The sequence below is a fragment of the Bacteroidota bacterium genome (genome assembly GCA_013696965.1).
In the GTDB taxonomy this organism is placed as follows: domain Bacteria; phylum Bacteroidota; class Bacteroidia; order JACCXN01; family JACCXN01; genus JACCXN01.
Genome location: JACCXN010000020.1, coordinates 105,781 through 129,715 on the forward strand (window position 1 = coordinate 105,781; position 23,935 = coordinate 129,715).

Annotated in this window: 25 protein-coding genes; 10 read left to right on the forward strand and 15 right to left on the reverse strand. The window is 34.4% G+C overall.

What is annotated here, in order from left to right; all coding sequences use genetic code 11:
- Window positions 1-4: 4 nt before the first annotated feature.
- The gene (gene aspS, locus H0V01_03605; GenBank protein ID MBA2582458.1) at window positions 5-1,756 is read right to left on the reverse strand and encodes an aspartate--tRNA ligase; all 1,752 of its coding nucleotides are present in this window, start codon (window positions 1,754-1,756) and stop codon (window positions 5-7) included.
- A 97-nt stretch (window positions 1,757-1,853) separates the two neighbouring features.
- Between aspS and H0V01_03610 the strand changes: the two genes are divergently transcribed.
- Window positions 1,854-2,300, forward strand: a complete 447-nt coding sequence (locus H0V01_03610) for a nucleoside deaminase (protein MBA2582459.1) — start codon at window positions 1,854-1,856, stop codon at window positions 2,298-2,300.
- A 91-nt stretch (window positions 2,301-2,391) separates the two neighbouring features.
- Here H0V01_03610 and H0V01_03615 read toward each other — a convergent pair whose 3' ends face one another.
- Complete coding sequence (locus H0V01_03615) at window positions 2,392-2,784, reverse strand: hypothetical protein (GenBank protein MBA2582460.1); 393 nt, start codon at window positions 2,782-2,784, stop codon at window positions 2,392-2,394.
- Between the two features lie 414 nt (window positions 2,785-3,198).
- Between H0V01_03615 and H0V01_03620 the strand changes: the two genes are divergently transcribed.
- Together H0V01_03620 and H0V01_03625 are read left to right on the forward strand one after the other, a co-directional pair.
- Window positions 3,199-3,612: a BrxA/BrxB family bacilliredoxin gene (locus H0V01_03620; GenBank protein MBA2582461.1), complete on the forward strand. Its 414-nt coding sequence runs from the start codon at window positions 3,199-3,201 to the stop codon at window positions 3,610-3,612.
- A gap of 587 nt (window positions 3,613-4,199) precedes the next feature.
- Complete coding sequence (locus tag H0V01_03625; GenBank protein ID MBA2582462.1) at window positions 4,200-4,799, forward strand: SET domain-containing protein; 600 nt, start codon at window positions 4,200-4,202, stop codon at window positions 4,797-4,799.
- A gap of 108 nt (window positions 4,800-4,907) precedes the next feature.
- Here the strand turns inward: H0V01_03625 and gatC are convergent, their stop codons facing one another.
- Window positions 4,908-5,204, reverse strand: coding sequence for an Asp-tRNA(Asn)/Glu-tRNA(Gln) amidotransferase subunit GatC (gene gatC / locus H0V01_03630; GenBank protein MBA2582463.1), 297 nt, complete (start codon window positions 5,202-5,204; stop codon window positions 4,908-4,910).
- A 30-nt stretch (window positions 5,205-5,234) separates the two neighbouring features.
- Window positions 5,235-5,987: a 1-acyl-sn-glycerol-3-phosphate acyltransferase gene (locus tag H0V01_03635; protein ID MBA2582464.1), complete on the reverse strand. Its 753-nt coding sequence runs from the start codon at window positions 5,985-5,987 to the stop codon at window positions 5,235-5,237.
- Between the two features lie 155 nt (window positions 5,988-6,142).
- On the opposite strand from H0V01_03635, the gene trpS reads away from it, so the two are divergent.
- Together trpS and H0V01_03645 are read left to right on the forward strand one after the other, a co-directional pair.
- Window positions 6,143-7,111 (forward strand): tryptophan--tRNA ligase, encoded by a 969-nt coding sequence (gene trpS, locus H0V01_03640; GenBank protein MBA2582465.1) that lies wholly within the window; start codon window positions 6,143-6,145, stop codon window positions 7,109-7,111.
- 71 nt (window positions 7,112-7,182) lie between these two features.
- Window positions 7,183-7,695: a gamma carbonic anhydrase family protein gene (locus tag H0V01_03645; GenBank protein ID MBA2582466.1), complete on the forward strand. Its 513-nt coding sequence runs from the start codon at window positions 7,183-7,185 to the stop codon at window positions 7,693-7,695.
- A gap of 3 nt (window positions 7,696-7,698) precedes the next feature.
- On the opposite strand, the gene H0V01_03650 is transcribed toward H0V01_03645, so the two are convergent.
- From H0V01_03650 to H0V01_03695, 10 genes are all read right to left on the reverse strand, one after another.
- Window positions 7,699-8,556: a class I SAM-dependent methyltransferase gene (locus tag H0V01_03650; protein ID MBA2582467.1), complete on the reverse strand. Its 858-nt coding sequence runs from the start codon at window positions 8,554-8,556 to the stop codon at window positions 7,699-7,701.
- 67 nt (window positions 8,557-8,623) lie between these two features.
- Window positions 8,624-9,436, reverse strand: a complete 813-nt coding sequence (murI, locus tag H0V01_03655) for a glutamate racemase (protein ID MBA2582468.1) — start codon at window positions 9,434-9,436, stop codon at window positions 8,624-8,626.
- A gap of 62 nt (window positions 9,437-9,498) precedes the next feature.
- Complete coding sequence (locus tag H0V01_03660; GenBank protein ID MBA2582469.1) at window positions 9,499-10,005, reverse strand: OmpH family outer membrane protein; 507 nt, start codon at window positions 10,003-10,005, stop codon at window positions 9,499-9,501.
- 47 nt (window positions 10,006-10,052) lie between these two features.
- A complete protein-coding gene (locus H0V01_03665) occupies window positions 10,053-10,571 on the reverse strand; it encodes an OmpH family outer membrane protein (GenBank protein ID MBA2582470.1) in 519 nt (172 codons plus the stop codon).
- Window positions 10,572-10,665: 94 nt separating this feature from the next.
- On the reverse strand, window positions 10,666-13,209 hold the full coding sequence (locus H0V01_03670) for a BamA/TamA family outer membrane protein (protein MBA2582471.1): 2,544 nt from the start codon (window positions 13,207-13,209) through the stop codon (window positions 10,666-10,668).
- A 25-nt stretch (window positions 13,210-13,234) separates the two neighbouring features.
- Entirely contained in the window at window positions 13,235-13,993 is a 759-nt protein-coding gene (locus H0V01_03675; protein ID MBA2582472.1) for an isoprenyl transferase, read from the reverse strand.
- 38 nt (window positions 13,994-14,031) lie between these two features.
- Window positions 14,032-14,769 (reverse strand): hypothetical protein, encoded by a 738-nt coding sequence (locus H0V01_03680; GenBank protein MBA2582473.1) that lies wholly within the window; start codon window positions 14,767-14,769, stop codon window positions 14,032-14,034.
- Between the two features lie 116 nt (window positions 14,770-14,885).
- Window positions 14,886-15,764 carry an NAD kinase gene (locus H0V01_03685; GenBank protein ID MBA2582474.1) on the reverse strand — a complete coding sequence of 293 codons (879 nt, stop codon included), beginning with the start codon at window positions 15,762-15,764 and terminating at the stop codon, window positions 14,886-14,888.
- Between the two features lie 9 nt (window positions 15,765-15,773).
- Window positions 15,774-17,231, reverse strand: a complete 1,458-nt coding sequence (locus H0V01_03690) for a hypothetical protein (GenBank protein MBA2582475.1) — start codon at window positions 17,229-17,231, stop codon at window positions 15,774-15,776.
- A gap of 2 nt (window positions 17,232-17,233) precedes the next feature.
- Window positions 17,234-17,896, reverse strand: a complete 663-nt coding sequence (locus tag H0V01_03695) for a CBS domain-containing protein (protein ID MBA2582476.1) — start codon at window positions 17,894-17,896, stop codon at window positions 17,234-17,236.
- Between the two features lie 128 nt (window positions 17,897-18,024).
- Here H0V01_03695 and H0V01_03700 point away from each other — a divergent pair, with 128 nt between their 5' ends.
- The 4 genes from H0V01_03700 (at window position 18,025) to H0V01_03715 (ending at window position 21,200) form a co-directional block, all read left to right on the forward strand.
- Window positions 18,025-18,747: a pyridoxine 5'-phosphate synthase gene (locus H0V01_03700; protein ID MBA2582477.1), complete on the forward strand. Its 723-nt coding sequence runs from the start codon at window positions 18,025-18,027 to the stop codon at window positions 18,745-18,747.
- Window positions 18,748-18,822: 75 nt separating this feature from the next.
- A complete protein-coding gene (locus H0V01_03705) occupies window positions 18,823-19,605 on the forward strand; it encodes an alpha/beta fold hydrolase (protein ID MBA2582478.1) in 783 nt (260 codons plus the stop codon).
- Between the two features lie 516 nt (window positions 19,606-20,121).
- Window positions 20,122-20,805, forward strand: coding sequence for a DUF433 domain-containing protein (locus H0V01_03710; GenBank protein MBA2582479.1), 684 nt, complete (start codon window positions 20,122-20,124; stop codon window positions 20,803-20,805).
- A complete protein-coding gene (locus H0V01_03715) occupies window positions 20,802-21,200 on the forward strand; it encodes a hypothetical protein (GenBank protein ID MBA2582480.1) in 399 nt (132 codons plus the stop codon). Before H0V01_03710 ends, H0V01_03715 begins: the two co-directional genes overlap by 4 nt.
- A 195-nt stretch (window positions 21,201-21,395) precedes the next feature.
- On the opposite strand, the gene H0V01_03720 is transcribed toward H0V01_03715, so the two are convergent.
- On the reverse strand, window positions 21,396-22,709 hold the full coding sequence (locus H0V01_03720; protein MBA2582481.1) for a T9SS type A sorting domain-containing protein: 1,314 nt from the start codon (window positions 22,707-22,709) through the stop codon (window positions 21,396-21,398).
- A gap of 182 nt (window positions 22,710-22,891) precedes the next feature.
- Here H0V01_03720 and H0V01_03725 point away from each other — a divergent pair, with 182 nt between their 5' ends.
- The gene (locus tag H0V01_03725) at window positions 22,892-23,866 is read left to right on the forward strand and encodes a deoxyhypusine synthase family protein (GenBank protein ID MBA2582482.1); all 975 of its coding nucleotides are present in this window, start codon (window positions 22,892-22,894) and stop codon (window positions 23,864-23,866) included.
- Window positions 23,867-23,935: the final 69 nt, after the last annotated feature.

Here is a 23,935-nt window from a genome sequence, read left to right on the forward strand (position 1 = left end):
GCAACTATTTTTTTACCTCAAGCTTAATTCCAAGTTCCTGCAACTGTTCAAAACTAATGGGAGAAGGGGAATCAATCATTACATCCCTTCCTGCATTGTTTTTTGGGAATGCAATAAAATCCCGGATACTGTCTGAACCACCAAATAAGGAACAAAGGCGGTCAAAACCAAAGGCAATGCCACCATGAGGAGGCGCACCGAATTCGAAGGCATTCATTAAAAACCCAAATTGTGCCTGTGCTTCTTCTTGGGTAAAACCAAGCTTTTCAAACATCATTGCCTGCAATAAACGATCATGTATACGTATTGACCCGCCCCCTACTTCAACACCATTGATTACCATATCATAGGCATTTGCCCTTACACTAGCTGGATTGGTGGATAAAAGATCAATATCTTCGGCTTTTGGTGAAGTAAAAGGATGATGCATGGCATGCCAGCGGTTTGTTTCCTCACTCCATTCCAAAAGAGGAAAATCGAGCACCCAAAGTGCCCTGAAAACGTTTTTATCTCTAAACCCAAGCCGGGTACCCATTTCCAATCTTAATTCTGATAATGCTTTGCGTGTCTTTGATTCCTCACCTGCCAGAATTAATATTAAATCCCCTGGTTTAGCATTGAAAACTTCAATTAAATTTCTCAAATCTTCTTCACTGTAAAATTTATCTACTGAAGATTTAATTGTTCCATCTAAATTGTACCTGGCATAAACTAATCCTGTGGCTCCAAGCTGTGGTCGTTTTACGAATTCCGTAAGTTCATCCACTTGCTTGCGTGTATATTCCGAACAACCCTGGGCACAAATTCCTATAATAGATTCAGCATCATCAAAAACCTTAAATCCCTTATTTTTTAATGGCTCATTTAGCATTGAAAATTTCATTTCAAATCTTATATCCGGTTTGTCATTACCATAATCCCTCATTGCCTCGGCATACGTAATCCTGGGAACAAGGGGTAGATCGATATTTTTTACTTTTTTAAACAAATGTCTTGTTAAGCCTTCGAAGGTTTGCAATATATCTTCCTGTTCCACAAATGCCATTTCACAGTCAATCTGAGTAAATTCGGGCTGCCTGTCGGCACGTAAATCCTCATCCCTGAAACATTTTACAATTTGGTAGTATTTATCAAAACCTGCTACCATCAACAATTGCTTAAAAGTTTGAGGGGATTGTGGAAGGGCATAAAATTCACCGGGATTCATTCTTGAGGGTACAACAAAATCACGTGCTCCTTCAGGAGTTGACTTAATAAGACAAGGAGTTTCAACTTCCAGAAAATCCATTGAGTCAAGGTAATTACGGGTAGCAATTCCCATTCTATGTCTTAATTCAAGATTTTTTCTTACGTTGTTTCTTCTTAAATCCAGGTAACGGTACTTCATTCTTAATTCATCCCCACCATCGGTTTCTTCTTCAATAGTAAAAGGAGGTGTTTTGGAAACATTCAATACTTCAAGTTCATTTACACTAATTTCTATTTCGCCAGTTGGTATTTTAAAATTCTTGTTACTTCTTTCAGTTACTGAGCCTGAAATCTTAAGCACATATTCCCTACCAAGCTTTCTTGCTTTTTCACATAAATCTGAATTCGTATCCATATTGAATACTAATTGTGAAATACCGTAGCGGTCACGTAGATCTATGAAAGTCATTCCCCCTAAATCTCTTGATTTTTGTACCCAACCGCATAAAGTAACCCTAGCTCCGGTATTTTTTATATTTAATTCTCCGCAAGTATGTGTTCTGAGCATATCTCGTAATTTTATATTAAGTTTGCGAAATTAGCAATTATATTAATGCATAATAGGTTCTCTTTCTTCAATTAAATACTAATGCGATTTTACAAATATGGTTTTTTCTATTTTTTCTGATGAACATTTTATGAAAGAGGCTTTAAAAGAAGCGCATAAAGCATTTGAAGCTGACGAGGTTCCAGTGGGAGCGATAATTGTTCATGATAATGAAATAATTGCAAGGGCTCACAATTTAACTGAAAGGTTAAATGATGTAACCGCTCATGCTGAAATGCAGGCAATTACCTCAGCTGCTGGCCACCTTGGCGGCAAATACCTTACTGAGTGCACCCTTTATGTTACTCTTGAACCCTGTGTGATGTGTGCCGGGGCTAATTTTTGGGCCCAAATAAGTAGAATAGTTTATGGCGCAGAAGATCCAAAAAGAGGTTTTTTAAAAACCGGATATCCCCTACTCCATCCTAAAACAACTCTTGTAGGTGGAATTTTAGCAAATGAAAGTCAGGAATTATTAAAATCCTTTTTTAAAAAAAAGAGGTGAAAAAAGCTGATTCCTGAAATCAAACTACAAAGAGAGTTTATTTAGGTTTGTTTAGTTTTGATAAAGCAACTATTAATAAAGTTTTTGCTGGCTAATACCTAATTAACAAATTTCCCTGCTCATCAATGTTGCACGCATTTCCTTGCGCATCAATAAATCCATCAGTTAACCTCCAAAGTTGGCCATTTGCCAATTTATACAGCTTTCCCTCGTAATATCTGTACATTCCCCCATCAATTGTTTCGAAAGTGTTGCCGTAAATCATTTCCCAGTTCTGGCCATCCTTGGATTTCATAACCTGATCCCCATCTAATTTATACCACAAATTATCCGCCCCTTTCCATTTTTGTTCCAGAGATAGTTCCCATTCCTGATCTGTTTGAATACTTTGACGGGCTTGTTCGATTTTTACCTGGATTTGTCCGGAACTAAAGGTTGAATAAAATACACCTATAATTGCCAGGGCTAAAATTATTTTTCTCATTTGCATCTATATTTAAAAAATTTGAAATCTTTTCTAATAGAAATGCAAAAAAACAGCCAGTAGACTAATTCAAAACCATAAATATCTATTTTCCCTCATAGTTTAATTTTTATTCCTTTTTAAAAAATACTTTTTATAAAAACCATTATACAATCCTCTATTCACTTTGTGTAAATTTTTCCGCAATGCACCAAAGAGTATTAACAAAGAGATTTTCGTTTGGCTCGCTTTACAATTTTTGATTAGAAAACCTTTAGTCAAATACTAATAAAAGAATGTTATAATGCCAAATACTTTGTTTTATATCTTAAAATTCCAACATACACATCATGCCAAATGATTAAAATCATATTATTTTGCTGATTTTCTTCGTTATATTTGCACACTCTATTATATTTAATTAAAACAAAAAATATGTATCCAGCAGAATTAGTAGCCCCAATGAAAACAGATTTAACATCAGCGGGTTTTGAAGAATTATTAACATCCCAAGCAGTAGACAATACATTAAACAGTAAATCCGGTACAGTATTAGTTGTTATAAACTCTGTTTGCGGATGCGCAGCAGGAAATGCACGTCCGGCAGTTAAAATGGCCGTGCAAAATAATAAGCGCCCTGATAAATTAACAACAGTATTTGCAGGAGTAGACACAGAGGCTGTTGCTATGGCAAGAAAATTCATGTTGCCATACCCTCCCTCCTCCCCGGCAATTGCTCTATTTAAAGATGGGAAACTGGTTCATTTTATTGAAAGGCACCATATCGAAGGAAAAGCAGCAACAATGATTGCTGATAACCTTAAAATGGCTTTTGATCAATATTGTTAAACACAAATCAGATTAAATAAAAAAAGCCGGCTTAATTATAAGAGTCCACTGAAAAAGTCTATTAAGAAATTGTTAACTAAAAAAGGAGTAGAAAGATAAGTTTTTCTACTCCTTTTTTTTAGTTAAAGACTTCCACTAAAAAATTAAGCAAATAAAAAGCATTATAAAAAAAGCAATAGCTAAAGATTGCTTTAAACTTAATCGCTTTTTAAAAATTAATCAAAGAATGAGATGCTTTTTCAGCAAATCCGGCTTTTTTGTTTAATATTAAATAGAACAGGCTTAAAAATAAAAACTTAAGGAGATAAAAATTTGTTATTTTATTTTTATTTCCATTCTCCTTGTTGCATGACTTTATGAATAGTTTAGGCTTTGTTTTCGAATTGCATTCAAATTTTATATCTTTAGTTAAAGAGTGAATTTAGCAAATATCATCTTTTGAAAAGAAAAAAAGTGCTGAAACATTATCACCCGTATCATCTTTTTAATTTTCAACACTAAATTACTAATAAACAGCACATTAAAATTTTTGTCAATTTAAACAAGTAACTTTTTTATTAAATACATTTGAAACCTAAAATTTTAATATGATTCATCCACATACAGAAATTAAATTTATTAATGACATAGTGGGCTACGGTGTTGTTGCAACGCAATTTATTCCTAAAGGAACAATAACCTGGGTAAAAGATAAATTAGATAGAACCTTTAGCCCTTCTGAGGTTGGTGAATTTGATGAAATTTACAAAGGCATCCTTGAAAAGTATTGTTATGTTGACAATAAAGGAAGCTATGTACTTTGTTGGGATATTTCCCGCTTTGTAAATCACAGCTTTAACTCAAATTGCTTTTCAACAGCCTATGAATTTGAAATTGCTGTAAGGGATATTCATCCTGGGGAAGAGTTAACAGATGATTATGGTTATTTGAATGTAAAAGAACCATTTGAATGTATTCAAGAACATGGTTCAGAACGTACTCATGTTTTACCTGATGACTTATTAAAGTATCATCCAATATGGGATAAGAAAATAAAAGAAGGTTTTCAGTTTTTCAATGATGTTGAGCAGCCATTAATCAAATTACTTCCACAGGAGATTGTTGTTAAAGCTAAAAATATTGGCCACAAAAAGGAAGAATTGGAATCCATTCTTAATTGTTATTTTGACAGAAATAAGAAGCATTGATTAATCTTATTAATCAACAAACAGCAAACAAATTTTATAACAACCAAAAACCATTTGAAATTATAGGGCAAAGCTGAGCTTTAACTTAAAATTCAAACTACTTATTTCTTAAATTGGTTTTTCAAGCACTTTTGGGACTTTAAAATAATCAGAATCTTTTTTGGGGGCATTTTTTAGCGCTTCTATCTGGGTTAATGAAATTATTGCTTCATCTTCACGCATTACATTAAACTCATCCGTCATGTATATTAAGGGTTCTACATTTTCTGTATCCAGTTCATTTAGTTTTTCAACGAAAGTAAGAATGTTGTTTAAATCTTTGGTTATTTCATCCTTTGCTTGTTTATCAAATTCGAGCCTGGAAAGATGTGCCAGGTGATCAACCATTTTATCGTCTATTTTCATGTTGATTTCAAGTATAATTTTAATTGGTTTTTATTTTTCTTTTTCAAGGAACTCTGCCATTTTATTGTCAAGTACAGTATAAACCTGCTCTTTAATTTGAGTCATATTCTTTTCATTTACATCCTTGGTTGAAATGGCTTTATGAACATAAATTGTTGATGTTCCCGGGCCGCAAGGAGAACTCCAGAAGGAACCATTTCCAAAAATTTTCCAATTACTTAAATAAGAAACAGGAACAAGGGGAACTTGTTTTTCAATTGCAAGTTTAAAAGGACCGTTTTTAAAGGGAGATAAACGGGGAGCAATTTTGGAAACTGTTCCCTCCGGGAAAATAATTATGCAATTTCCTTTATCAATCTTAATGCCCAATTGAAGGAATGAGCGATGTGAGGCTGCTTTGCTTTTACGGTCAACAAGAATATGCATTGTTTTGAAGAAGCCTTTAAAAATAGGTATTTTTCCAAGTTCCTGTTTTCCCATAAAAATAAAATAATCAGGGAAAACACTATAAGCAAGAATGATATCAAGGAAAGAAGTATGATTTGGACAAATTACATAAGGGGGAGATGGAAGTTCCTCTTCAAAGGTAATTTTTACATTAATTGCCGAACTAAAGGTTATATATTTAGCCCATACCTGGAAAATCCAGAATGCTCTAGGAAGCCTTTTGTCGTTTAAAAAACACCAATAAAAAAACGGATAAATAAGCAAGAGGGAGAAACAGAAATTTACAATAACATAAATTTTCCAACACACTTGAAATACTTTGGTAATCTTGTTCAATTTTATTGTTTTTTCATTTTATTTTCTCTCTTCAAAATTAAGATAAAAACCTTAAATAGTGGAATCAATTAACAAGCAATTGAAAAAACTGCCTTTTAAGATTTAAATTTTCTAATTTTACTTTTATTTTTCACTTTTAATTTACTTTTATTCAAATGGCAAGAATATTAACTGGTGTTCAGAGCACAGGAGTACCTCACCTAGGAAATATTTTGGGGGCAATTATTCCTGCTATCCGTTTATCTGAAAACCCTGAAAACGAATCTCTTTTTTTTATTGCCAATCTTCATTCTCTTACAACCCTTAAAGATCCCACTATTTTAAAACACAACACCATGGCAACTGCAGCTGCCTGGCTTGCATTTGGTTTTAACACAGAAAAAAATATTTTTTACAGGCAATCTGATGTAACCGAAGTTTGTGAACTTACCTGGTATTTAAACTGTTTTACACCTTTTCCAATGTTAGCCAATGCGCATTCCTTTAAGGATAAATCAGAACGACTGGCAGATGTTAATGCTGGTTTGTTTACCTATCCGGTATTAATGGCTGCGGATATTATTATGTATGATGCGCAAGTGGTTCCTGTTGGAAAAGACCAACTTCAACATCTTGAAATGACGCGGGATATTGCAGGCAGTTTTAATCATCATTATGGAGATACATTTGTTTTACCTGAACCCCGTATCGATGAGCAAGTAATGACAGTACCTGGAATTGACGGGCAAAAAATGAGTAAGTCTTATAATAATTACATCAATATTTTTCTTCCAGATAAAGAATTAAAAAAAGTAGTATTATCCATAGTTACGGATAGCACACCATTGGAGGCACCAAAAAACCCAGATACTTGCAATGTATTTGCCCTGTATAAATTACTTGCCACTGAGGAGCAGATAACCCATATGAGAAACAAATACACAGCAGGAAATTACGGTTATGGCCATGCAAAAAATGAATTATTTGAATTAATTGTTAAAAAATTCAAGCAGGAAAGGTTGCTTTTCGATTATTATATGAACGATCAAAAAGCCCTTGAGGAAAAACTACAAAAAGGCGCTGCAAAGGCAAGAATTATTGCAAGGCAAGTGCTTGAAAGGGTTAGAACGAAAATCGGGTATTAAAGATTTTCTAATTCATTAAAATAAGTCAAAACTTAAAAATCATTAAAATTTTACCTGTAACTGATAAAACAATGGCCCTTATAAAAACTGTAAACGGAAAAGAACCCCAATTTGGAGAAAATTGCTTTTTAACTGAAAATGCTACTGTTGTGGGCGATGTAATTATGGGGAATGACTGTAGTATTTGGTTCAATGCGGTGGTAAGGGGCGATGTAAACAGCATTCGCATTGGAAACAAAGTAAATATTCAAGATGGAGCTGTTATTCACTGCACTTATCAAAAAACCACTGTTAACATTGGTAATAATGTTTCAATAGGTCACAATGCAATTGTTCATGGATGTTTAATTGAGGACAATGTATTAGTTGGTATGGGAGCCATTGTAATGGATAATTGCGAAATTGGGTCCAATACAATTATTGCAGCGGGAGCAGTTGTACTGGAGGGAACAAAAGTTCCTGCAGGTTGTATTTTTGCTGGTGTTCCGGCAAAAAAAGTCAAGGATATAAAACAGGAATTAATTACAGGTGAAATTAACCGAATAGCAGATAATTACCTTAAATATTCCAGCTGGTTTAAATAAAAACTAAGCGATTTCAATCCAATAGGAACCACCGTGTTTTTCAACATTTTTCATGTTTGGATGCTCCCAAACTGAGCTTAAAATTTTGCTTAATTCCTTATCTTCAGAAATAAAATAATTTGGTAAAATAGTTTTGTATTTACCGGGGTTAGCAAGGATGAAAGAAGCAAGGATATACTGTTCATTGTAAAACCTGTCACACATAAACTGGGGATAATCATAGGGAAGATAAATGTCATGAATATGTACAATTACTCCTTTTTTTAACCTGGGTAACAATTCTAAGAAACAAACGGTTACATCAGAATTTGGAAAACAACGGTGAGAATTATCAATAAAAAGCATATCGTTCTCATTAAGGCTATCCACAATAAAATCCAGATTACTGATGCTCTCAACGGGTTGCCGGATTACTTTATCTGCCAGATGATCAATATGTGCCCTTGGATAAGGATCAATTGAGGTTATTTTGGTGTTAAGCTGGTTATCCAGTATACTTTTTCTTGCAACTTTAGTTGAGTTTCCAGAACCTATTTCAATATATTGAGCTGGTTTTTTCCTGGCAATTAAACCATATAAACCAATAATATCAAGCCCGGGTAAAAAACCATTATTCCAGGCAGGTTTATTTTCATCCCTTTCCTTACTTGAATCATTAATTTTAAAAAAAACCTCTTTTAATCCACAAAAGAAATTTAAATTATTTTCATATTCCTGCCTGTTGGAATTAATACTGTCATAAAGAAGTTTGTGAGGAGCTTTTCCATGCCCATACCGTGGCTTGGAATCAACTTTATAATCAAGGTGTATGGATTGGAACCTGGAGGATAGAAAATGATAAGCTGCCTTTAATTTACTCATGCTTTATTATTTATTTTTCTTTGAAATTATATTTTTTAAAATACAATAAAAAGGATTGATGTTAGGACTATTTCCAAATGGAAACTTCTTCCAGATGAATTTTATTTTTAAAGAAAAAACGAGTGCTTTGTTCAAATGAATCAGTAAAATCAGAAACATAAAAATGATGGTTCAGGTTTTTTCCCTGATTAAGCATTTTTTTTTCTGCTAAATTTTTTTTTACATGCTGTGCTACAATTTCCGCTGAATCTAAAATATTTACATTCTTTTTATAAAACTCTTCAATCTCTTGTTTTATTAAAGGATAATGTGTGCAAGCAAGAATAAGGGAATCGATATTTTTTAATTTAGCTTTACTCAGGTAGGAGTTAATTATGCTTTTGCTGATTTTATTATTGAACAGCCCCTCCTCGATCATTGGCGCAAGTAAAGGAGTTGCAAGGGAGGCCACTTTAATATTTTGATTCACCTGATTTATTTTAGTGGCATAAACGTTTGATTTAATTGTTCCTTTGGTTCCAATTACACCAATTGAGCCAGCTCCGGAAGCAGTAACTTTTTCAACTACCGGATCAATAACATTAAAAACAATGGCTTTATCTGCTACAAAATCCTTAACTGTTTCATAAGCCTGAGAGGAAGCAGTATTGCATGCAATTACTATTGCCTTACAATTATTGTCAATTAGGAATTTAGCAATTCTTATGCTATAGTATTTAATAGAATCCGGGGATTTGTCACCATAAGGAAAGTGAGCAGTGTCGCCAAAATAAATAAGTTGTTCATTGGGTAGTATTTTATTTATGGCGTTTGCTACAGTAAGTCCCCCAATACCTGAATCGAATATTCCAATTGGTTGTTTTGAATTTGTTGTTCTCAAGGCCTAAAAATGAATAAAAAAAAATCCCGGAAGAAATTCCGGGATCAAAAATAAGAGCTTTTTTATTTAATGCCCATTTTCTTTTTCACCAGGGGCAAAATATCGTCTGATTCTGGAGAGTACAGTAACATTCCTGCTCCTGAGTCAAACACATAGGTGTACTTGTTTTCTTTTGCCACCTCATTGATTGCAGCTTTAGCTTTTTCGATCATTGGCTGAAGAAGGTCGTTTTCCTTTTTCTGAAGATCTTCCTGTGCAGTTGTTTGAAAATCTTTAATTCTGCTTTCAAGATCAGTGATTTCTTTCACTTTTGTCTTTTTAATAGCATCGGATAACATAGCCTCTTTTGATTGGTAATCCTGTACTTTAGATTCCCATTCAGCATTCATTGTCTTCAATTGGCTTTCAAGTTGCTTTGCATAGTCTTGAATGGAAGTTTCAGCTGTTTTTCTTTCAGGCATGGCCAATAATAATTCATTAGAATCAACATGTCCAAATTTTTGGGCTATGGCCTCTAGTGAAAAAGCAGCAGTTGCTAGTACTATCGCCAGTGTTAAAATTTTTTTCATTCTTTGTAAATGGTTTAAGGTTAATTTGAGGGTTAATTTATAAATTTTTATTTAACTGCATCCAGAATTTCATCACTTTTGTCAAATTTGGGATTCGTATATAACATAGTCAGAGATCCAGCCTTATCAAATACTACCATTAATCTTTCCTTGGTTGCAAGTTCCTGAATTGCATTGTAAACTTTGTCCTGAACTGGTTTTACTAGTTCCTGTCGCTTTTTAAACAGGTCTCCGTCCACACCGAAACGTTGTTTTTGGAGTTCTTTGGCTTCCTTTTCTTTTGTGATGATTTCATTTTCACGCTTTTTTCTCATTTCTTCAGTCAAAAGGATTTGCTCTGCCTGATATGCTTTGTAAAGCTTATCAATTTCAGTGTATTTTGCTTCAATTTCTTTTTGCCATTGAACTGAGATCATATCCAGTTGCTTTTGAGCGGAGTTATAATCGGGCAATTTGGCAAGAATGTATTCAGTATCCACAAAAGCGAATTTTTGTGCGAATGTAACAGTTGAACAGGCCACTAAAAAAGTGAGAACTAAAGCTGTTTTTTTTATTGAATTTTTCATATCCTTTGAACGTTTTTAATTAATGATAAATTATTGGATGGGTAAAAAAGTGCGTAAAAACATCCCATTTCTGGGGCGAAAATAAGCAAATTTTCTACAACTCTCCAAGATTCATACCAATTGTGAAATGAAACTGTCCCTGAGGCTTTCCGGTAACAGGATTTAATCCTGAATTAGGTGCCTGATCAAAGCCCCAGCCGTAATCAAGACCAAATAAACCGAACATAGGAAGGAATATTCTAACACCCACCCCAGCAGATCTTTTCACATCAAAAGGATCAAACTTTTTAAATGTTGTCCATGTATTTCCAGCCTCAGCAAAACCAAGAGCATAAACAGTGGCACTTGGATTCAGGGAAATAGGGTATCTTAATTCCATTGTGTATTTGCTAATGATTGTACCCCCGGTTCTAGGGGAAAGGTCTTGTTCTTCATAACCTCTTAATGCGATAATCTCCCTTCCATCAAGAGCAAATCCGGTTAATCCACTACCCCCAAGGTAAAATCGTTCAAAAGGAGCAGAACCTATCTGGTCGTTGTAATGACCAAGGAAACCAAAACCAGCCTTAGTATTCAAAACCAGCTTAGGAGCAAGTTCGGTAAACCAGGATGTTGTAAATTTCCATTTATGGTATTCCGCCCATTTGTACCTTTCTTCAGCAGACAGGGTAGAATAGTCAATGGGACCACCAGCTGAATCCCTTGCAAACAATGAGTATGGAGGCGTTAACTGTAATGAAAATGATGTTTGTGAACCTCTTCTTGGATAAATCGGCTGATCAATGGAATTTCTTTGAAGAACAACTTTAAAACTCAGGTTATTGGATGTTCCGTTACTAAAAATAAATTGCTGCCAGTTATTCATAGTATAATGCTGATAGGTAAGTTCACGATAAAGGGTGAAAAAATCATCAGGCCACTGGAGGCGACTTCCCAAACCAACTGAAACACCGGAAATGGTAATACCTTGTCTTAAAACGTTAGGTATTTTCTCTCCGTCAGTTTTTATAAAACGTGTCTGACCATTGGATTGTATGGAGTGGTAAGCGCTAACAGATAATGCATTAGGCTTTCTTCCACCAAGCCAAGGCTCAGTAAATGAAGCATTGTAGGATTGAAACCACAATCCATTGGTTTGCCCTCTTAGGCTAAGCTTTTGCCCGTCACCAGAGGGAAGTGGTCTCCAGGCATTTTTATTGAAAATATTTCTTGCAGAAAAGTTATTAAAAGAAACACCAAGTGTACCTACAACGCGCCCTGCACCCCAGCCTCCTGATAGTTCTATTTGATCAGATGGTTTCTCCTCCACAACATATTCAATATCAACGGTACCTTCTGCAGGATTTGGTGTTGGATTTACCCCAAGTGATTCCGGATTGAAATACCCCAGCTGAGAGAGTTCTCTTTGTGATCTTATTACATCGGCTCTGCTAAATAACTGTCCTGGCTTTGTCCTGATTTCACGCATGATAACATGATCATTGGTTTTGGTATTACCAACCACAGTAACTTTATTGATAGTAGCCTGTTTCCCTTCATAAATTCTCATTTCAATATCAATGGAATCTCCCTCAACCATCACTTCTACTGGTGTTACAGAGAAAAACAAATAACCATCATCCATATATAGCGAAGTAATATCTCTTCCATTTGGATTCATGTACAACCTAGACTCAAGAACGGATTGGTCAAAAATATCTCCTTTTTTTATTCCAAGTATTGCATCAAGGGCCTTATTGCTGTATTTAGTATTTCCCATCCAAACAATGTTTCTAAAATAGTATTGATTACCCTCGCTGATGGTTAGTTCAATATTTAGTAGTTTATCACTTACCCTGTATACAGTATCTTTAGTAAATTGAGCATCACGATATCCTTTAGCATTGTATTTAGCAATTACTTTCAATAAATCCTTTTCCAGGTTTTCTTCAAGAAACTTTGAGGTTTTTAAAATGTTATACCAGCGTTTTTGCTTTGTGTCTTTTAGGTTCCTTCTGATTTTATTATCGGTAAAAGCTTCATTACCATGAATTATAATTTCACCAATTTTAACTTTGTTGTTTTTTTCCACATCAATTATAAGAATAACATTGTTTTTCAGGGTTGTATCCGTTACCTCCTGAATATTAACTTCTACATTGTAAAAGCCTTTTTCAACAAAATATTCTTTAACTGTATTCTTTGTTGTTGCTAGCAAATTAGGTGTAACCACATTGCCTTTTATGAGTTTAATTTTTTCTCTTAAATTATCCGCTTCCGTTTTTCTTACGCCCTTAAAAGAGAATTTAGAAAGCCGTGGCCTTTCTTCGAGTTCAATTTCAAGAAAAATAATATTGTTTTGAATATTGGTTGCACTTATTTTAACATCAGAGAAAAGACCTTGCTCCCATAAGGTTTCAATTGCAATTGCTGTTTTTTCACCGGGGATAGATATTTTCTCACCTACTACTAATCCTGAAAGTAAAATGAGAACATTTTTATCCAAATGTTCCACTCCCTTAATGGTTATACCACCAATTTCGTATTCTTGAGGGTTTTCGTAATTAATATCCTCATAATCCCCTAAAGGCAACTGCGCAAAAGCCCCGGAAACCAGGACAAGGAATAAAAAAATAATAGTAAATATGCTCTTATGCATTTGAAAATTTTTGTGTAAATTTAAATTAAACTTTTTGTGAATTGCTTTTTATTTGTTCACTTGTTTTACCGAATCTTCTTTCTCGCTTTTGAAAATCAGCAATAGCAAGCAAAAAATCATTTTTCCTGAAATCTGGCCATAATTTTTGTGTAAAATATAATTCGGAGTAAGATATCTGCCACATTAAAAAATTACTGATCCTTAATTCTCCGCTTGTTCTAATTAAAAGTTCAGGATCTGGTATTCCTGCAGTACATAGATGTTTATTAATTATATCCTCGCTAATGTCTTCAGGGCTTAATTCTCCTGTTTGCACCTTGGCAGTGATTTTTTTAACTGCTTGTGTAATTTCCCATCTTGAACTATAACTTAGAGCAAGCACAAGAGTCATTTGAGTATTTGAGGCGGTTTTTTCCATGGCATCATTCAGTTCTTTAAAACATTTTGAAGGGAGACTACTTAAATCACCTATTGCCATTAACCTTATATTGTTTTTCATTAAAGTAGCCGTTTCTTTATTAATTGTAGAAATCAGCAACTCCATTAAAGCATTTACTTCAAATTTAGGCCGATTCCAGTTTTCTGTGGAAAAGGCATATAAAGTTAAATATTTAACACCAATTTCTGCAGCAGTTTCCACAGTTTCTTTCACAGAGCCAACACCGTTAGAATGGCCAAACATTCTTAATTTTCCTTTTTGTTTGGCCCATCGTCCATTTCCATCCATGATAATTGCAACATGAACAGGAATATTTTCTTCTCTTGTTTTTTCTTTAAAAGTCATTTCTCAATTTATAGAACTGCCGCAAAAGTAATTTATTATTATTTGTAAGCAGGACATTTTGCTATTTTAGGTCCAATTTTATATGTTAACATAATTCCAGCCAGGGAATACCAGTCTTTTGTTTTTGAATTTCCTCTCTGCAAACCCGAATTTGGGTAAGTAGTACTAACATCATCTAAATAATCGGTGGATGTTTTTCGAAAACCCCATTCAATACCTAAACCAACACGATTAGCCAGGGAGATTTTAAGTCCTATTCCAAAAGGAAAAGCAAGTTGGGTTAATGCATATGCACTTTTTCCTGGTGAAGCACCTTGTCCTTCGGTAGACATTGGCCTTAGATCAACCAATGTATTGTTGATATATGCCTGTGGATTGAATCTAAAAACAGAAATTCCGGCAAAAATGTAAGGTGAAAAAGGATAGTTAGGATCTCCCAAGTCATAGGGAAGAAAATTAAATTCAATTTGCCCGGAGAGTTCAATAATCTTTGTCCGGAAGTTAAGATTACGTGCTCTTTGAACAGGATTATTGCTGTCGCTGTCATAAGCCTCTAGATTTCCATAGACAAGATTTGATTTTAAAGCATACCTTGGATTAAGAAGCTTTCGGTAAATAAGGCCAAATGCGGGTTTTGTTCTGTAGAACAACTTATTGGGGTTTAAATCACCCATATAAAATGAACCACCACCAAAAACCCCTAATTCTGATCCTTGTGAAAATCCTGTTAATACAGTAGCAAAAATAAAAAAAAGCAAGAAACTTAATCTTTTCATTAATGGTTTTTAAGTTTAAAAAAACTTAGGCAAAATTAATACCGTAGTAACGGAAAAAGGAAAAGTTAATTATATCAGAACAAAAGGGGTGTGAGAACAGCATTAAAACAGGAATATTAATTTCTCAGGTCAAGCCCCCACATGAGCTTATTGCGTAGAGTTGTCAAAAAATCATGTCCTGAGAGTCTGATTAAATTAACCTTGAATTTTTCTTCGCTAATGGTAAGTTCTTCGGTAGAATTAACTGTTTCAGTTCTTGAATCAAGGGCAACAAGATATTTCTTGCTCCTGCCTTCGAATTTCAGGGTAATGGTATTGTTGGCAGGCAACACTATTGGCCGAACATTTAGGTTATGAGGGGCAATAGGAGTAATAATAAAATTTTCAGAGCCCGGAATAATGATAGGCCCTCCGCAACTTAAAGAATATGCGGTTGATCCTGTAGGGGTGGAAACTATTAATCCATCGGCCCAATAGGAGTTCAGGTAATTCCCGTTGATATAGGCATGAATGGTCATCATGGAAGCTGAATCTTTTTTATGAATGGTAAGTTCATTCAGGGCAAAATTCAAATTTCCAAATAAATTGCTTTTTGTTTGCAGTCTTAGCAGGTTTCTTTCATCCAAAGTATACTCTTTGTTTATCAAAGCATTAATTGCTGTTTCCGTTTCATTCATGGATACTGTAGATAAAAAACCAAGCCTTCCGGTATTAAAACCAATAACAGGCACTTTTGAATCTCTTATAAAAGTTACGGTGTCCAACAAAGTTCCATCTCCACCTATACTCAAAATGAAATCAATTTCTGTGGTAATTTGAGTATAATGGTTAAAAGTTGCGTAGTTGGGAATATTCTTTATTTTTTCTTTTAGAAAATCATTGAACTTTTCAAACACAACTAATTCTACTCCTTTTTTTTCGAGTATATTGAAAATAAACTGAATAGCCTGATCGTACTTTTCATTGAACTCTCTTCCGTATATGGCAATTCTCATCCTGGTAAATTATAATGCAGCAGCAAAATTGATAAAAAAACCTCGTTCTCCCAACTTATTGAAGGAATATTCTAACCGAAGCACCTGATCGTAATACGTTACCCAATCTAATCCCAGCCCATAACCAAAAAGTGCCTGATTGGAAAGAGGATTGTGCTGAAAGTACAGTTTGTCCTGCACATAACCAGCATCGGCAAACAAATTAAGGTAAATTGCATAATGAAATGCACTGAATTTTTTACTTTTAATAAAATCAAAATTTTTAACCACCGGTTTTACGAGCTGATATTTAATGTTAGTTCTTGCCATGGCCCAACTTTGCCCGTCAATTACATAATATTCATAGCCCCTAACCTGTTCATCATAATAACCCAATCCACGCTGAACATAATAAGGCTGGTTATCGGTAATAGAAAATTTGCTTTTACCTGAGGCTGCAAAATAAAATACATCGCTTATTTTCCAGAACTTTTTTAAAGCACCGGTAAAAAAAACAACATCTTCGGAACCAGGAAGCATACTGTTTCCAATTTTCACAGCTTCAATATCAAAATAATAACCCTTTAAAGCGTAAGGCTTAAAATCTCTTCTATCCCTTTTAAATTTATAGGAAAGGGTAAAAAAGCGCGTTTCTGTAAGATTATCAGTAAAATAATCATCTGAGATTATTGTAAGTGAATCATCAATAAAGGCGGCATTGTATTTTAGGTAAACCGAATTGCTGTTATAGATTCGTCCTCTGTAGGTTAGCATTAATTTGGCATAAAATTCCTCACGAGCAACACTACCGGGTTCAGAAAAGAATACTCTTTTATTTTCAATAGTTTTATACGCAATTTCGTGGTTTTGAAAATAGCTTAAGGTCGCCTCCATGCCCAAAGTCTGCTTCTGATTTAAATAGGGAATGCTGTATTGGACTGCATATTGATTGGTATAACCTGTTTGAACCTTAAATCTGAGGGTTTCTTTCCTTCCCCGGAAATTTCCGCGCTCCACATACAACCCGTAATTTACTCTTTTGAAATCTCTGGTAAGCCACCAGGTATTAAAATTTGTTTCAGCAAGTTCTACAATTGGAATTGGCCAGGTGTACCATCTCTCAATAAGATCGATCCGAACTTTTAGTAAATCACCATCAATTTCAGGAACAATGGTAACGAAATTAAAAAGACCTGTATTTAATAAGTTTTGTCTTGCCCTGATTAAATTAGTACTCAACATTCCCTTTTCAATTGTATCTCCAAGTGAAAAGGGAATTTCGCGTAAAACTATTCGTTCACGTGTTATTTTATTTCCAAGAATTATTATTTCTGATACGCTAAGAGAAGACTTGTTTTTTACTGTGTCCAGAAGTTCAATTCCAGGTGCCTTAATGGAATCGGAATTAATAGAATTTTCTTGTCCGAAAATTGAAGTAAACAGAACTGCAGAAAAAACAAACAGTATAAAAAGCAGCCTTTGGAGCACTTTTATACGTTCAGGTAGTTCATAAAAGAATCATAACGGTCTTTCATTTCATCGATAAATTCACTTTGGTGGAAGGAAGCCTGAATTGTATAATTATACCTTATAAAGGTTTGCAAAATAGCAGAAAGATCTGTCCGGTTTATTTTCAATGTAACTTCTAACTTATTTGAATCGACAGAAGAAGTAATATAACTGCTTAAAATTTTACCATCATTACCCTCTACAATTCTTGCTATTTCGCTAAGGGTAAAATCATTAGGATTCATTTCCAAAACTACAATTCCCCCAGGATCCTTAATAGCAGACATTTCGGCAAAAGATTTAATTAACTGGTTCATGGAAATGGTCCCCAAAAAACGATTATCCTTATCAAGTACCGGTAACAAAGTAAGATTTAATTTGTAAATTAATTTAATTACCTCATAAATATGCTCATTTTCATATACAAAAGGTCTTGAAAGTGATAAGTTATGCGTACCAATTGCCTCTTCTGGGGCATTCATGTCTAAAATATCGGCATCGGAAATCATACCCAAAAAATCAACATTATTGACTATAGGCATGTGAGAAACCTTAAACTCTTCCATCCATGTAAGAGCTTTAAGCCCTGTATCGGAGGTTTTAAGCGGTGGAATATCGTGGGTTATTAAGTTTTTAGCAAGCATCAATTAGGGTATAAAATGAAAAGCCAAGAAACAAGCATTGTTTTTCTTTAAATTATTTTTAACGTTAACAGCATAGTTTATATTACAAAAATACTATTTTTTTTAGCTTTGCAGAATATATGTATATTATGACTAAACTGAGTGTAAATATTAATAAAATAGCGACTTTAAGAAATTCAAGGGGAGGCAATTATCCGAATGTTTTAAAAGTAGCAGTTGATTGCGAACAATTTGGAGCTCAAGGAATAACTGTTCATCCTCGTCCGGATGAGCGACATATACGATACCAGGATGTACTGGATTTAAAACCCCTGGTAAAAACCGAATTTAATGTTGAGGGCTATCCTTCAAAAGATTTCATGGATCTTGTATTAAAGGTAAAACCTGTGCAGGTTACCTTGGTTCCTGATCCTCCAGAAGCACTAACTTCAAATGCTGGTTGGAATACTGTGAAACACAAGGATTTTTTAAAAGAAATAATAAGCGAATTAAAAAACAAGGGAATACGAACTTCCATTTTCATTGATACTGATTTAAGCAATATAAATAATGCATCACTAACTGGAACCGATCGTATTGAACTGTATACAGAAGCCTATGCCAAGGATTTTGCCAATGATCCTTCAAAAGCCATTTCACCCTATATTATCGCTGCCAGAAATGCCATTGAAGATGGATTGGGAATAAATGCGGGACATGATTTGAATTTAAAAAACCTTAATTATTTCGCAAGTAATATACCTGGTCTTCTTGAAGTATCAATTGGCCATGCACTAATTTGCGATTCCTTATATTTGGGCCTTGAAAACACCATACAATTGTATTTAAGGCAGTTAATTGTAAAATCTTAATTTATAGCAACGCATGCTATTTGAGGTTAATAAAATTAAAGCCAAAGCATTGCTAAACTCCTATACTATTATAGAATGAAACTAAATTTCAAAAAACTTGGAAGCGGAAAGCCACTAATTATACTTCATGGGCTTTTTGGCTCTTTGGATAACTGGCAAACCATTGGAAAACAATTTGCCGAAAAATTTACAGTATATCTTGTTGACCAAAGAAATCACGGGCAATCGCCTCATAATGTTGCATGGGATTACCAGGTAATGGTTGATGATTTGGATGATTTGATACACGATGAAAATATCCAAAAGCCAATTTTAATCGGACATTCCATGGGAGGAAAAACTGCTATGCTTTATGCGAATCAAAAACCAGAAAAAATAGCAGGGTTGGTTGTGGTAGACATAGCTCCAAAACAATACGATCCACATCATGAACATATTTTAAAAGCACTCAATGCAGTTGATTTGGATAAAATAACAACCCGCAAGGAAGCAGAGGATATCCTTTCAGATTATATTAAGGATTCAGGAACAAAACAATTTTTATTGAAAAGCCTTTATTGGAATGATCTGGAAAACAAAAAACTTGACTGGAGGTTTAATCGTAAGGTGATAAGCGAAAACATAGCAACAGCAGGACTAGGAATTCAATTCCATAAGCCTTTAACTGGCTTTGCTGTGTTATTTATTGCTGGAGGAAAATCAGATTATATTACTGAAAAGGATCATGATTTCATAAAAAAGATGTTTCCTGAAGCGGAAATAAAAACGATAGAAAATGCAGGTCATTGGGTCCATGCAGAGGCTCCTGTTGATTTTTATTCTATTGTGTTTGAATTTATTGAGTCAAGGGTTAAGTAATTCTTTGTTACTGCTGTCGGGTTAGATTCCTCGCTACGCTACAACAGAGGACGAACCGATATTTTTTCGGTTTTGTCCTCTTTTAGCATCTGGCAAATTCTATGAAATAGAGTTAGTTGCAAGAAAAAAATCATTGACCTTTCTTGGTTAGATATTCACGTTTTTCAGGGAGGTATAAAATACCAGTAGGAAATAGCAGGTTTTGAATGCCTTTTTTTATACCATATTCTCCATTTTCCCAATATTTAGGCAAGTTTTCAAAAAGAAGAAGCGAATAAGGCAGCATAGCAAATAATACTCCCCCAAAAAAAAGGCACTCAAAAAGCGTCTTTTTTTTGCTATATCCCCCCCCTGTTTTTTAGGGTTTAAATAAACGGACGTTTATTTAATTTACCGTATTTATCAAATATCATATGTTAAAAACAGTTATCTTTAAAAAAATTATCAATTTCTTTTGGTCTTACATTTGCCGTTTTAAGGGTATTAATAAAATTATCAGAAGGAGGCTGTTCCTAAATGAAAGTCATCAATAAAATATCAAAAAAAAATAATATTGGTGCAGGTTTTTATACTGTGTCCGATATAAGTAACCTGCTTGGCATGCCTCAACCCAAAGTAAGAAGGTATTTAAAAGAGTATTGGGATAATCGTCTCGGCAGAAAACTTTTTAATGACACTTACACTTGGGAAAATTCAAAAAAGACAAAGGCTGTAAATTTTTATGTGCTAATAGAACTCTTTACATGCTTTCAATTGCAGGAACTTGGTGTTTCTATACAGAAAATTGTAAAAGCACGTGAAGCAATAGCAACCGAGTTGAATACACAATATCCTTTTGCATCAGCTGGTGTTTTAACCAACGGGAAACGTATTTGGTATGAAGTTAACGACAGTGTTATAAATGCTGACGGCAGCCGACAATCAAATCTGATTGGGATTATTAAAGAATTTGCAAGTAAAATTGAGTTTAATGACCAAAATTTAGCTGAAAGATTTTATCCTGCGGGCAAAAAGAATAGTGTAATTGTTGACCCCCATCACCAATTTGGACTTCCTGTTATTAAAGGAACTAATATTAATACCGAAATAATTCTTTCTTTGCTTGAAAGCGGGGAAAAGATAGAAAGCATTAAAGTTCTTTATGACCTTTCAAATAAGGAAGTGAAGGATGTTATTGAATTTTACCATTTAGCAGGGTGATAACTATTTATCTTGATGAGAACCTTTCTCATTTTGTGGCTCATGCTCTTAATTCTCTGAACAAAGGTTACTTTAAAGATATACAGGTTCTTTCAACTATTGAAAAATTCGGCAGAGGGGTAAAGGATGAGGATTTAATTCCTGAAATAGGTAAGGAAGGAGGTGTTTTAATAACCCGTGATATTCGCATTCAAAGAACCCATTTACAATGGGAACTTTGTCACGAGTATAAACTGGGAATGTTTTTTTTAACCTTGCCTAAAGGACATACCAGACATTGGGATTTGGTAAAAGCATTAGTTAACCAATGGGAAGAAATAGCTGAAATTGCCAAAAATAAACGTATTCCTTTTGGTTACAGAGTGCATCTTAAAAAAGTAGAAATTTTAAAATAAAAAAGGGTAATTATTTTAAAATAGTAATTGGCTTCCCGCTCGGAAAGACAGGTATTCCAAGGATTTTAGTTAGGTATTGAGTAAGGTGGCGGCTTTGCCGCCACCTTACTCAATACCTAAACATATGTTCCTCACCTTCAATGTTCTTCCGAATGAAACGAAGCATAGTGAGAATCCTTTATTTTTCACCAGACCTTAATGATTCTTTATCATTTTCCTACTAAAGAATGAGCCATCTCTATTAATGATCTTAATTAAATACATTCCTTTTTCAAAGCCCATTACATCTGATTTAAGGAAAAAAATTCCATTTCCACCACTTAAATTCTCTTTTAAAACAAGTTTTCCTCCTAAGTTTGTTATTTCCACTGAACTCAAATTGCAGTCAAAGCAATTGATTTTTAATTCCAAAAAATCAGTAACCGGATTAATGAAAGTGATTTCTGCCTTTCTTTTAACTTTTTCCTTGTTGCTTAAAACTGCATCCACTTCCAGATCAAGATAAACGGGATAATGGTCCGACATTTCATAAATTGCATTGATTACATTTTGAGGGGCAGAAATATTCGGAGGATCAGTAACGGATTGCTTAAATCTATTTCCATCCTGCCCTGGTATAGTATGGCTGTCTGTGACATACTTCACTTTTAACAAATCATTATTAATTGCTTGCGAAACAAGTATAAAATCAAAACGATCATCCGTTCCACCACTGGCAAAGCAACCATTATTTGTATTGCTAACAACACGTGTGGATTGAGTATGGATACTGGCAAAATCAGAATTATTATACCAGGTTCCCAGTTGATTTATGGGATCGTAAAATCTTAAAGCAGGGTTAGTATTGCTAACTAAATTAACAAATGAAGTTTCATTGCTACTCCTGACATTAAAATCACCTGAAAAAATATAGTTTGCAGGAGTATCTTTTCCATTTAAATGTTCCATTAATGCCTCTGTTTCCAGCGCCCTGCTTAATTGGTTTGCAGATGAACTTCCGGCTTTAAGGTGAGCCACAATAAAAGTAATGAAAATTGTATCATTTGACTGGGCTAAATCAGCATCTTTGAAATAAAGTGTATACAAATCAATAATTCTTGCAAGAGCATTGTTATTACTATCTTTTGTGACTTGTTCCTGGGAATAAAGTACTAATTTCTCTGTATTGAAATAAAGCATATTTACAATATCAGAAAATCCGTTGTTGGTTGAAAGGCCTCTTTCATACTTTCCGGGGTTATCCGAGTTCAAAACATTTTCAAGGATCCTTGAGGCATTTGTATTTCCAGCTCCCAGTTCATTTACACAAAACACATCAGGGTGAATATAATCTACCAGCGTTTTTAAATATGCATCTTTAAAATCAGGATTATTTCCAGTAATAGGGCACCAGGAGGGATATGAGCCATAATACAAAAGGTTGTATTGCATAATTCTTAATGATGTTTGGGAAAAAGCAGAAAAAAAAGCAGTTGAAAACAGTAAAAAAGAAAATAAAATTCTTTTCATTTGAGTTGTAATTTTTGACCAATTTATAACTAATTCAGGCATTTCCAATAATCCATCATCAATTTTTCAATAAACAAGGCATTTTGGCAGAATTAATTCTTTAACTATAAATAATAAGGGCATAATGGACATTAAAAAAAATCCGTTAATTTTGCGCAAATTTAAAACGAAAACCCAAGAGAATGAAAAGAGGACCAATTTCAGAATTTATTGAAAAGCATTATTTGCATTTCAACTCTGCAGCACTTGTGGATGCAGCAAAAGGATATGAAACGCATTTAACAGAAGGCGGAAAAATGATGCTTACTCTTGCCGGAGCTATGAGTACTGCTGAACTTGGCAAATCACTTGCTGAAATGATCAGGCAAGGTAAAATTGATATTATTTCATGTACAGGGGCAAATCTTGAAGAAGATATTATGAACCTTGTTGCACACAGCCATTATAAAAGGGTACCAAACTACAGGGATTTAAGCCCACAGGAGGAATGGGATCTTTTGGAAAACGGTTTTAACCGGGTAACTGATACTTGCATTCCAGAGGAAGAGGCTTTTAGAAGGATACAAAAACATATTTTCAGACAATGGAAAGAGGCAGAAGACAAGGGTGAAAGATATTTTCCACATGAATTCATGTATAAGCTTTTGCTTTCAGGGGATATGAAAGAACATTATGAAATTGACCCAAAAGATAGTTGGATGATAGCTGCGGCAGAAAGAAACTTGCCAATTATTTGTCCGGGCTGGGAGGACTCTACCATGGGCAATATTTTTGCATCTTATTGCATAAAAGCCCAGTTAAAGGCATCCACAATGAAGTCGGGTATTGAATATATGATGTGGCTGGCTGATTGGTATACTGCAAATGCCGGGGGGAAAGGGATTGGATTTTTTCAGATCGGTGGTGGAATAGCAGGAGATTTTCCAATTTGCGTAGTACCAATGCTTTATCAGGATATGGAAAGAACAGATACGCCTTTTTGGAGTTACTTTTGTCAAATTTCTGATTCAACCACAAGTTATGGTTCTTATTCCGGTGCTGTTCCCAATGAAAAAATCACTTGGGGAAAGCTTGATATTACAACTCCCAAGTTTGTCATAGAATCTGATGCTACAATTGTGGCCCCATTGGTTTTTGCCTGGGTTCTTGGTTGGTAGTTATTGGTATTAATCCTTTTGGGAGATTGATATTGAATTTGGCTTCTTATTGTCAAAAAGGGTTAATGT

Coding starts and splice junctions, on each gene's coding strand:
- H0V01_03695 (MBA2582476.1), bottom strand. CDS start 17,896: ATGCTTGCTAAAAACTTAATAACCCACGATATTCCACCGCTTAAAACC.
- H0V01_03615 (MBA2582460.1), bottom strand. CDS start 2,784: ATGAGAAAAATAATTTTAGCCCTGGCAATTATAGGTGTATTTTATTCA.
- H0V01_03670 (MBA2582471.1), bottom strand. CDS start 13,209: ATGCATAAGAGCATATTTACTATTATTTTTTTATTCCTTGTCCTGGTT.
- H0V01_03675 (MBA2582472.1), bottom strand. CDS start 13,993: ATGACTTTTAAAGAAAAAACAAGAGAAGAAAATATTCCTGTTCATGTT.
- H0V01_03660 (MBA2582469.1), bottom strand. CDS start 10,005: ATGAAAAAAATTTTAACACTGGCGATAGTACTAGCAACTGCTGCTTTT.
- H0V01_03680 (MBA2582473.1), bottom strand. CDS start 14,769: ATGAAAAGATTAAGTTTCTTGCTTTTTTTTATTTTTGCTACTGTATTA.
- H0V01_03625 (MBA2582462.1), top strand. CDS start 4,200: ATGATTCATCCACATACAGAAATTAAATTTATTAATGACATAGTGGGC.
- H0V01_03700 (MBA2582477.1), top strand. CDS start 18,025: ATGACTAAACTGAGTGTAAATATTAATAAAATAGCGACTTTAAGAAAT.
- H0V01_03620 (MBA2582461.1), top strand. CDS start 3,199: ATGTATCCAGCAGAATTAGTAGCCCCAATGAAAACAGATTTAACATCA.
- H0V01_03645 (MBA2582466.1), top strand. CDS start 7,183: ATGGCCCTTATAAAAACTGTAAACGGAAAAGAACCCCAATTTGGAGAA.
- H0V01_03720 (MBA2582481.1), bottom strand. CDS start 22,709: ATGAAAAGAATTTTATTTTCTTTTTTACTGTTTTCAACTGCTTTTTTT.
- H0V01_03650 (MBA2582467.1), bottom strand. CDS start 8,556: ATGAGTAAATTAAAGGCAGCTTATCATTTTCTATCCTCCAGGTTCCAA.
- aspS (MBA2582458.1), bottom strand. CDS start 1,756: ATGCTCAGAACACATACTTGCGGAGAATTAAATATAAAAAATACCGGA.
- H0V01_03705 (MBA2582478.1), top strand. CDS start 18,823: ATGAAACTAAATTTCAAAAAACTTGGAAGCGGAAAGCCACTAATTATA.
- H0V01_03710 (MBA2582479.1), top strand. CDS start 20,122: ATGAAAGTCATCAATAAAATATCAAAAAAAAATAATATTGGTGCAGGT.
- gatC (MBA2582463.1), bottom strand. CDS start 5,204: ATGAAAATAGACGATAAAATGGTTGATCACCTGGCACATCTTTCCAGG.
- H0V01_03685 (MBA2582474.1), bottom strand. CDS start 15,764: ATGAGAATTGCCATATACGGAAGAGAGTTCAATGAAAAGTACGATCAG.
- H0V01_03725 (MBA2582482.1), top strand. CDS start 22,892: ATGAAAAGAGGACCAATTTCAGAATTTATTGAAAAGCATTATTTGCAT.
- H0V01_03665 (MBA2582470.1), bottom strand. CDS start 10,571: ATGAAAAATTCAATAAAAAAAACAGCTTTAGTTCTCACTTTTTTAGTG.
- trpS (MBA2582465.1), top strand. CDS start 6,143: ATGGCAAGAATATTAACTGGTGTTCAGAGCACAGGAGTACCTCACCTA.
- H0V01_03610 (MBA2582459.1), top strand. CDS start 1,854: ATGGTTTTTTCTATTTTTTCTGATGAACATTTTATGAAAGAGGCTTTA.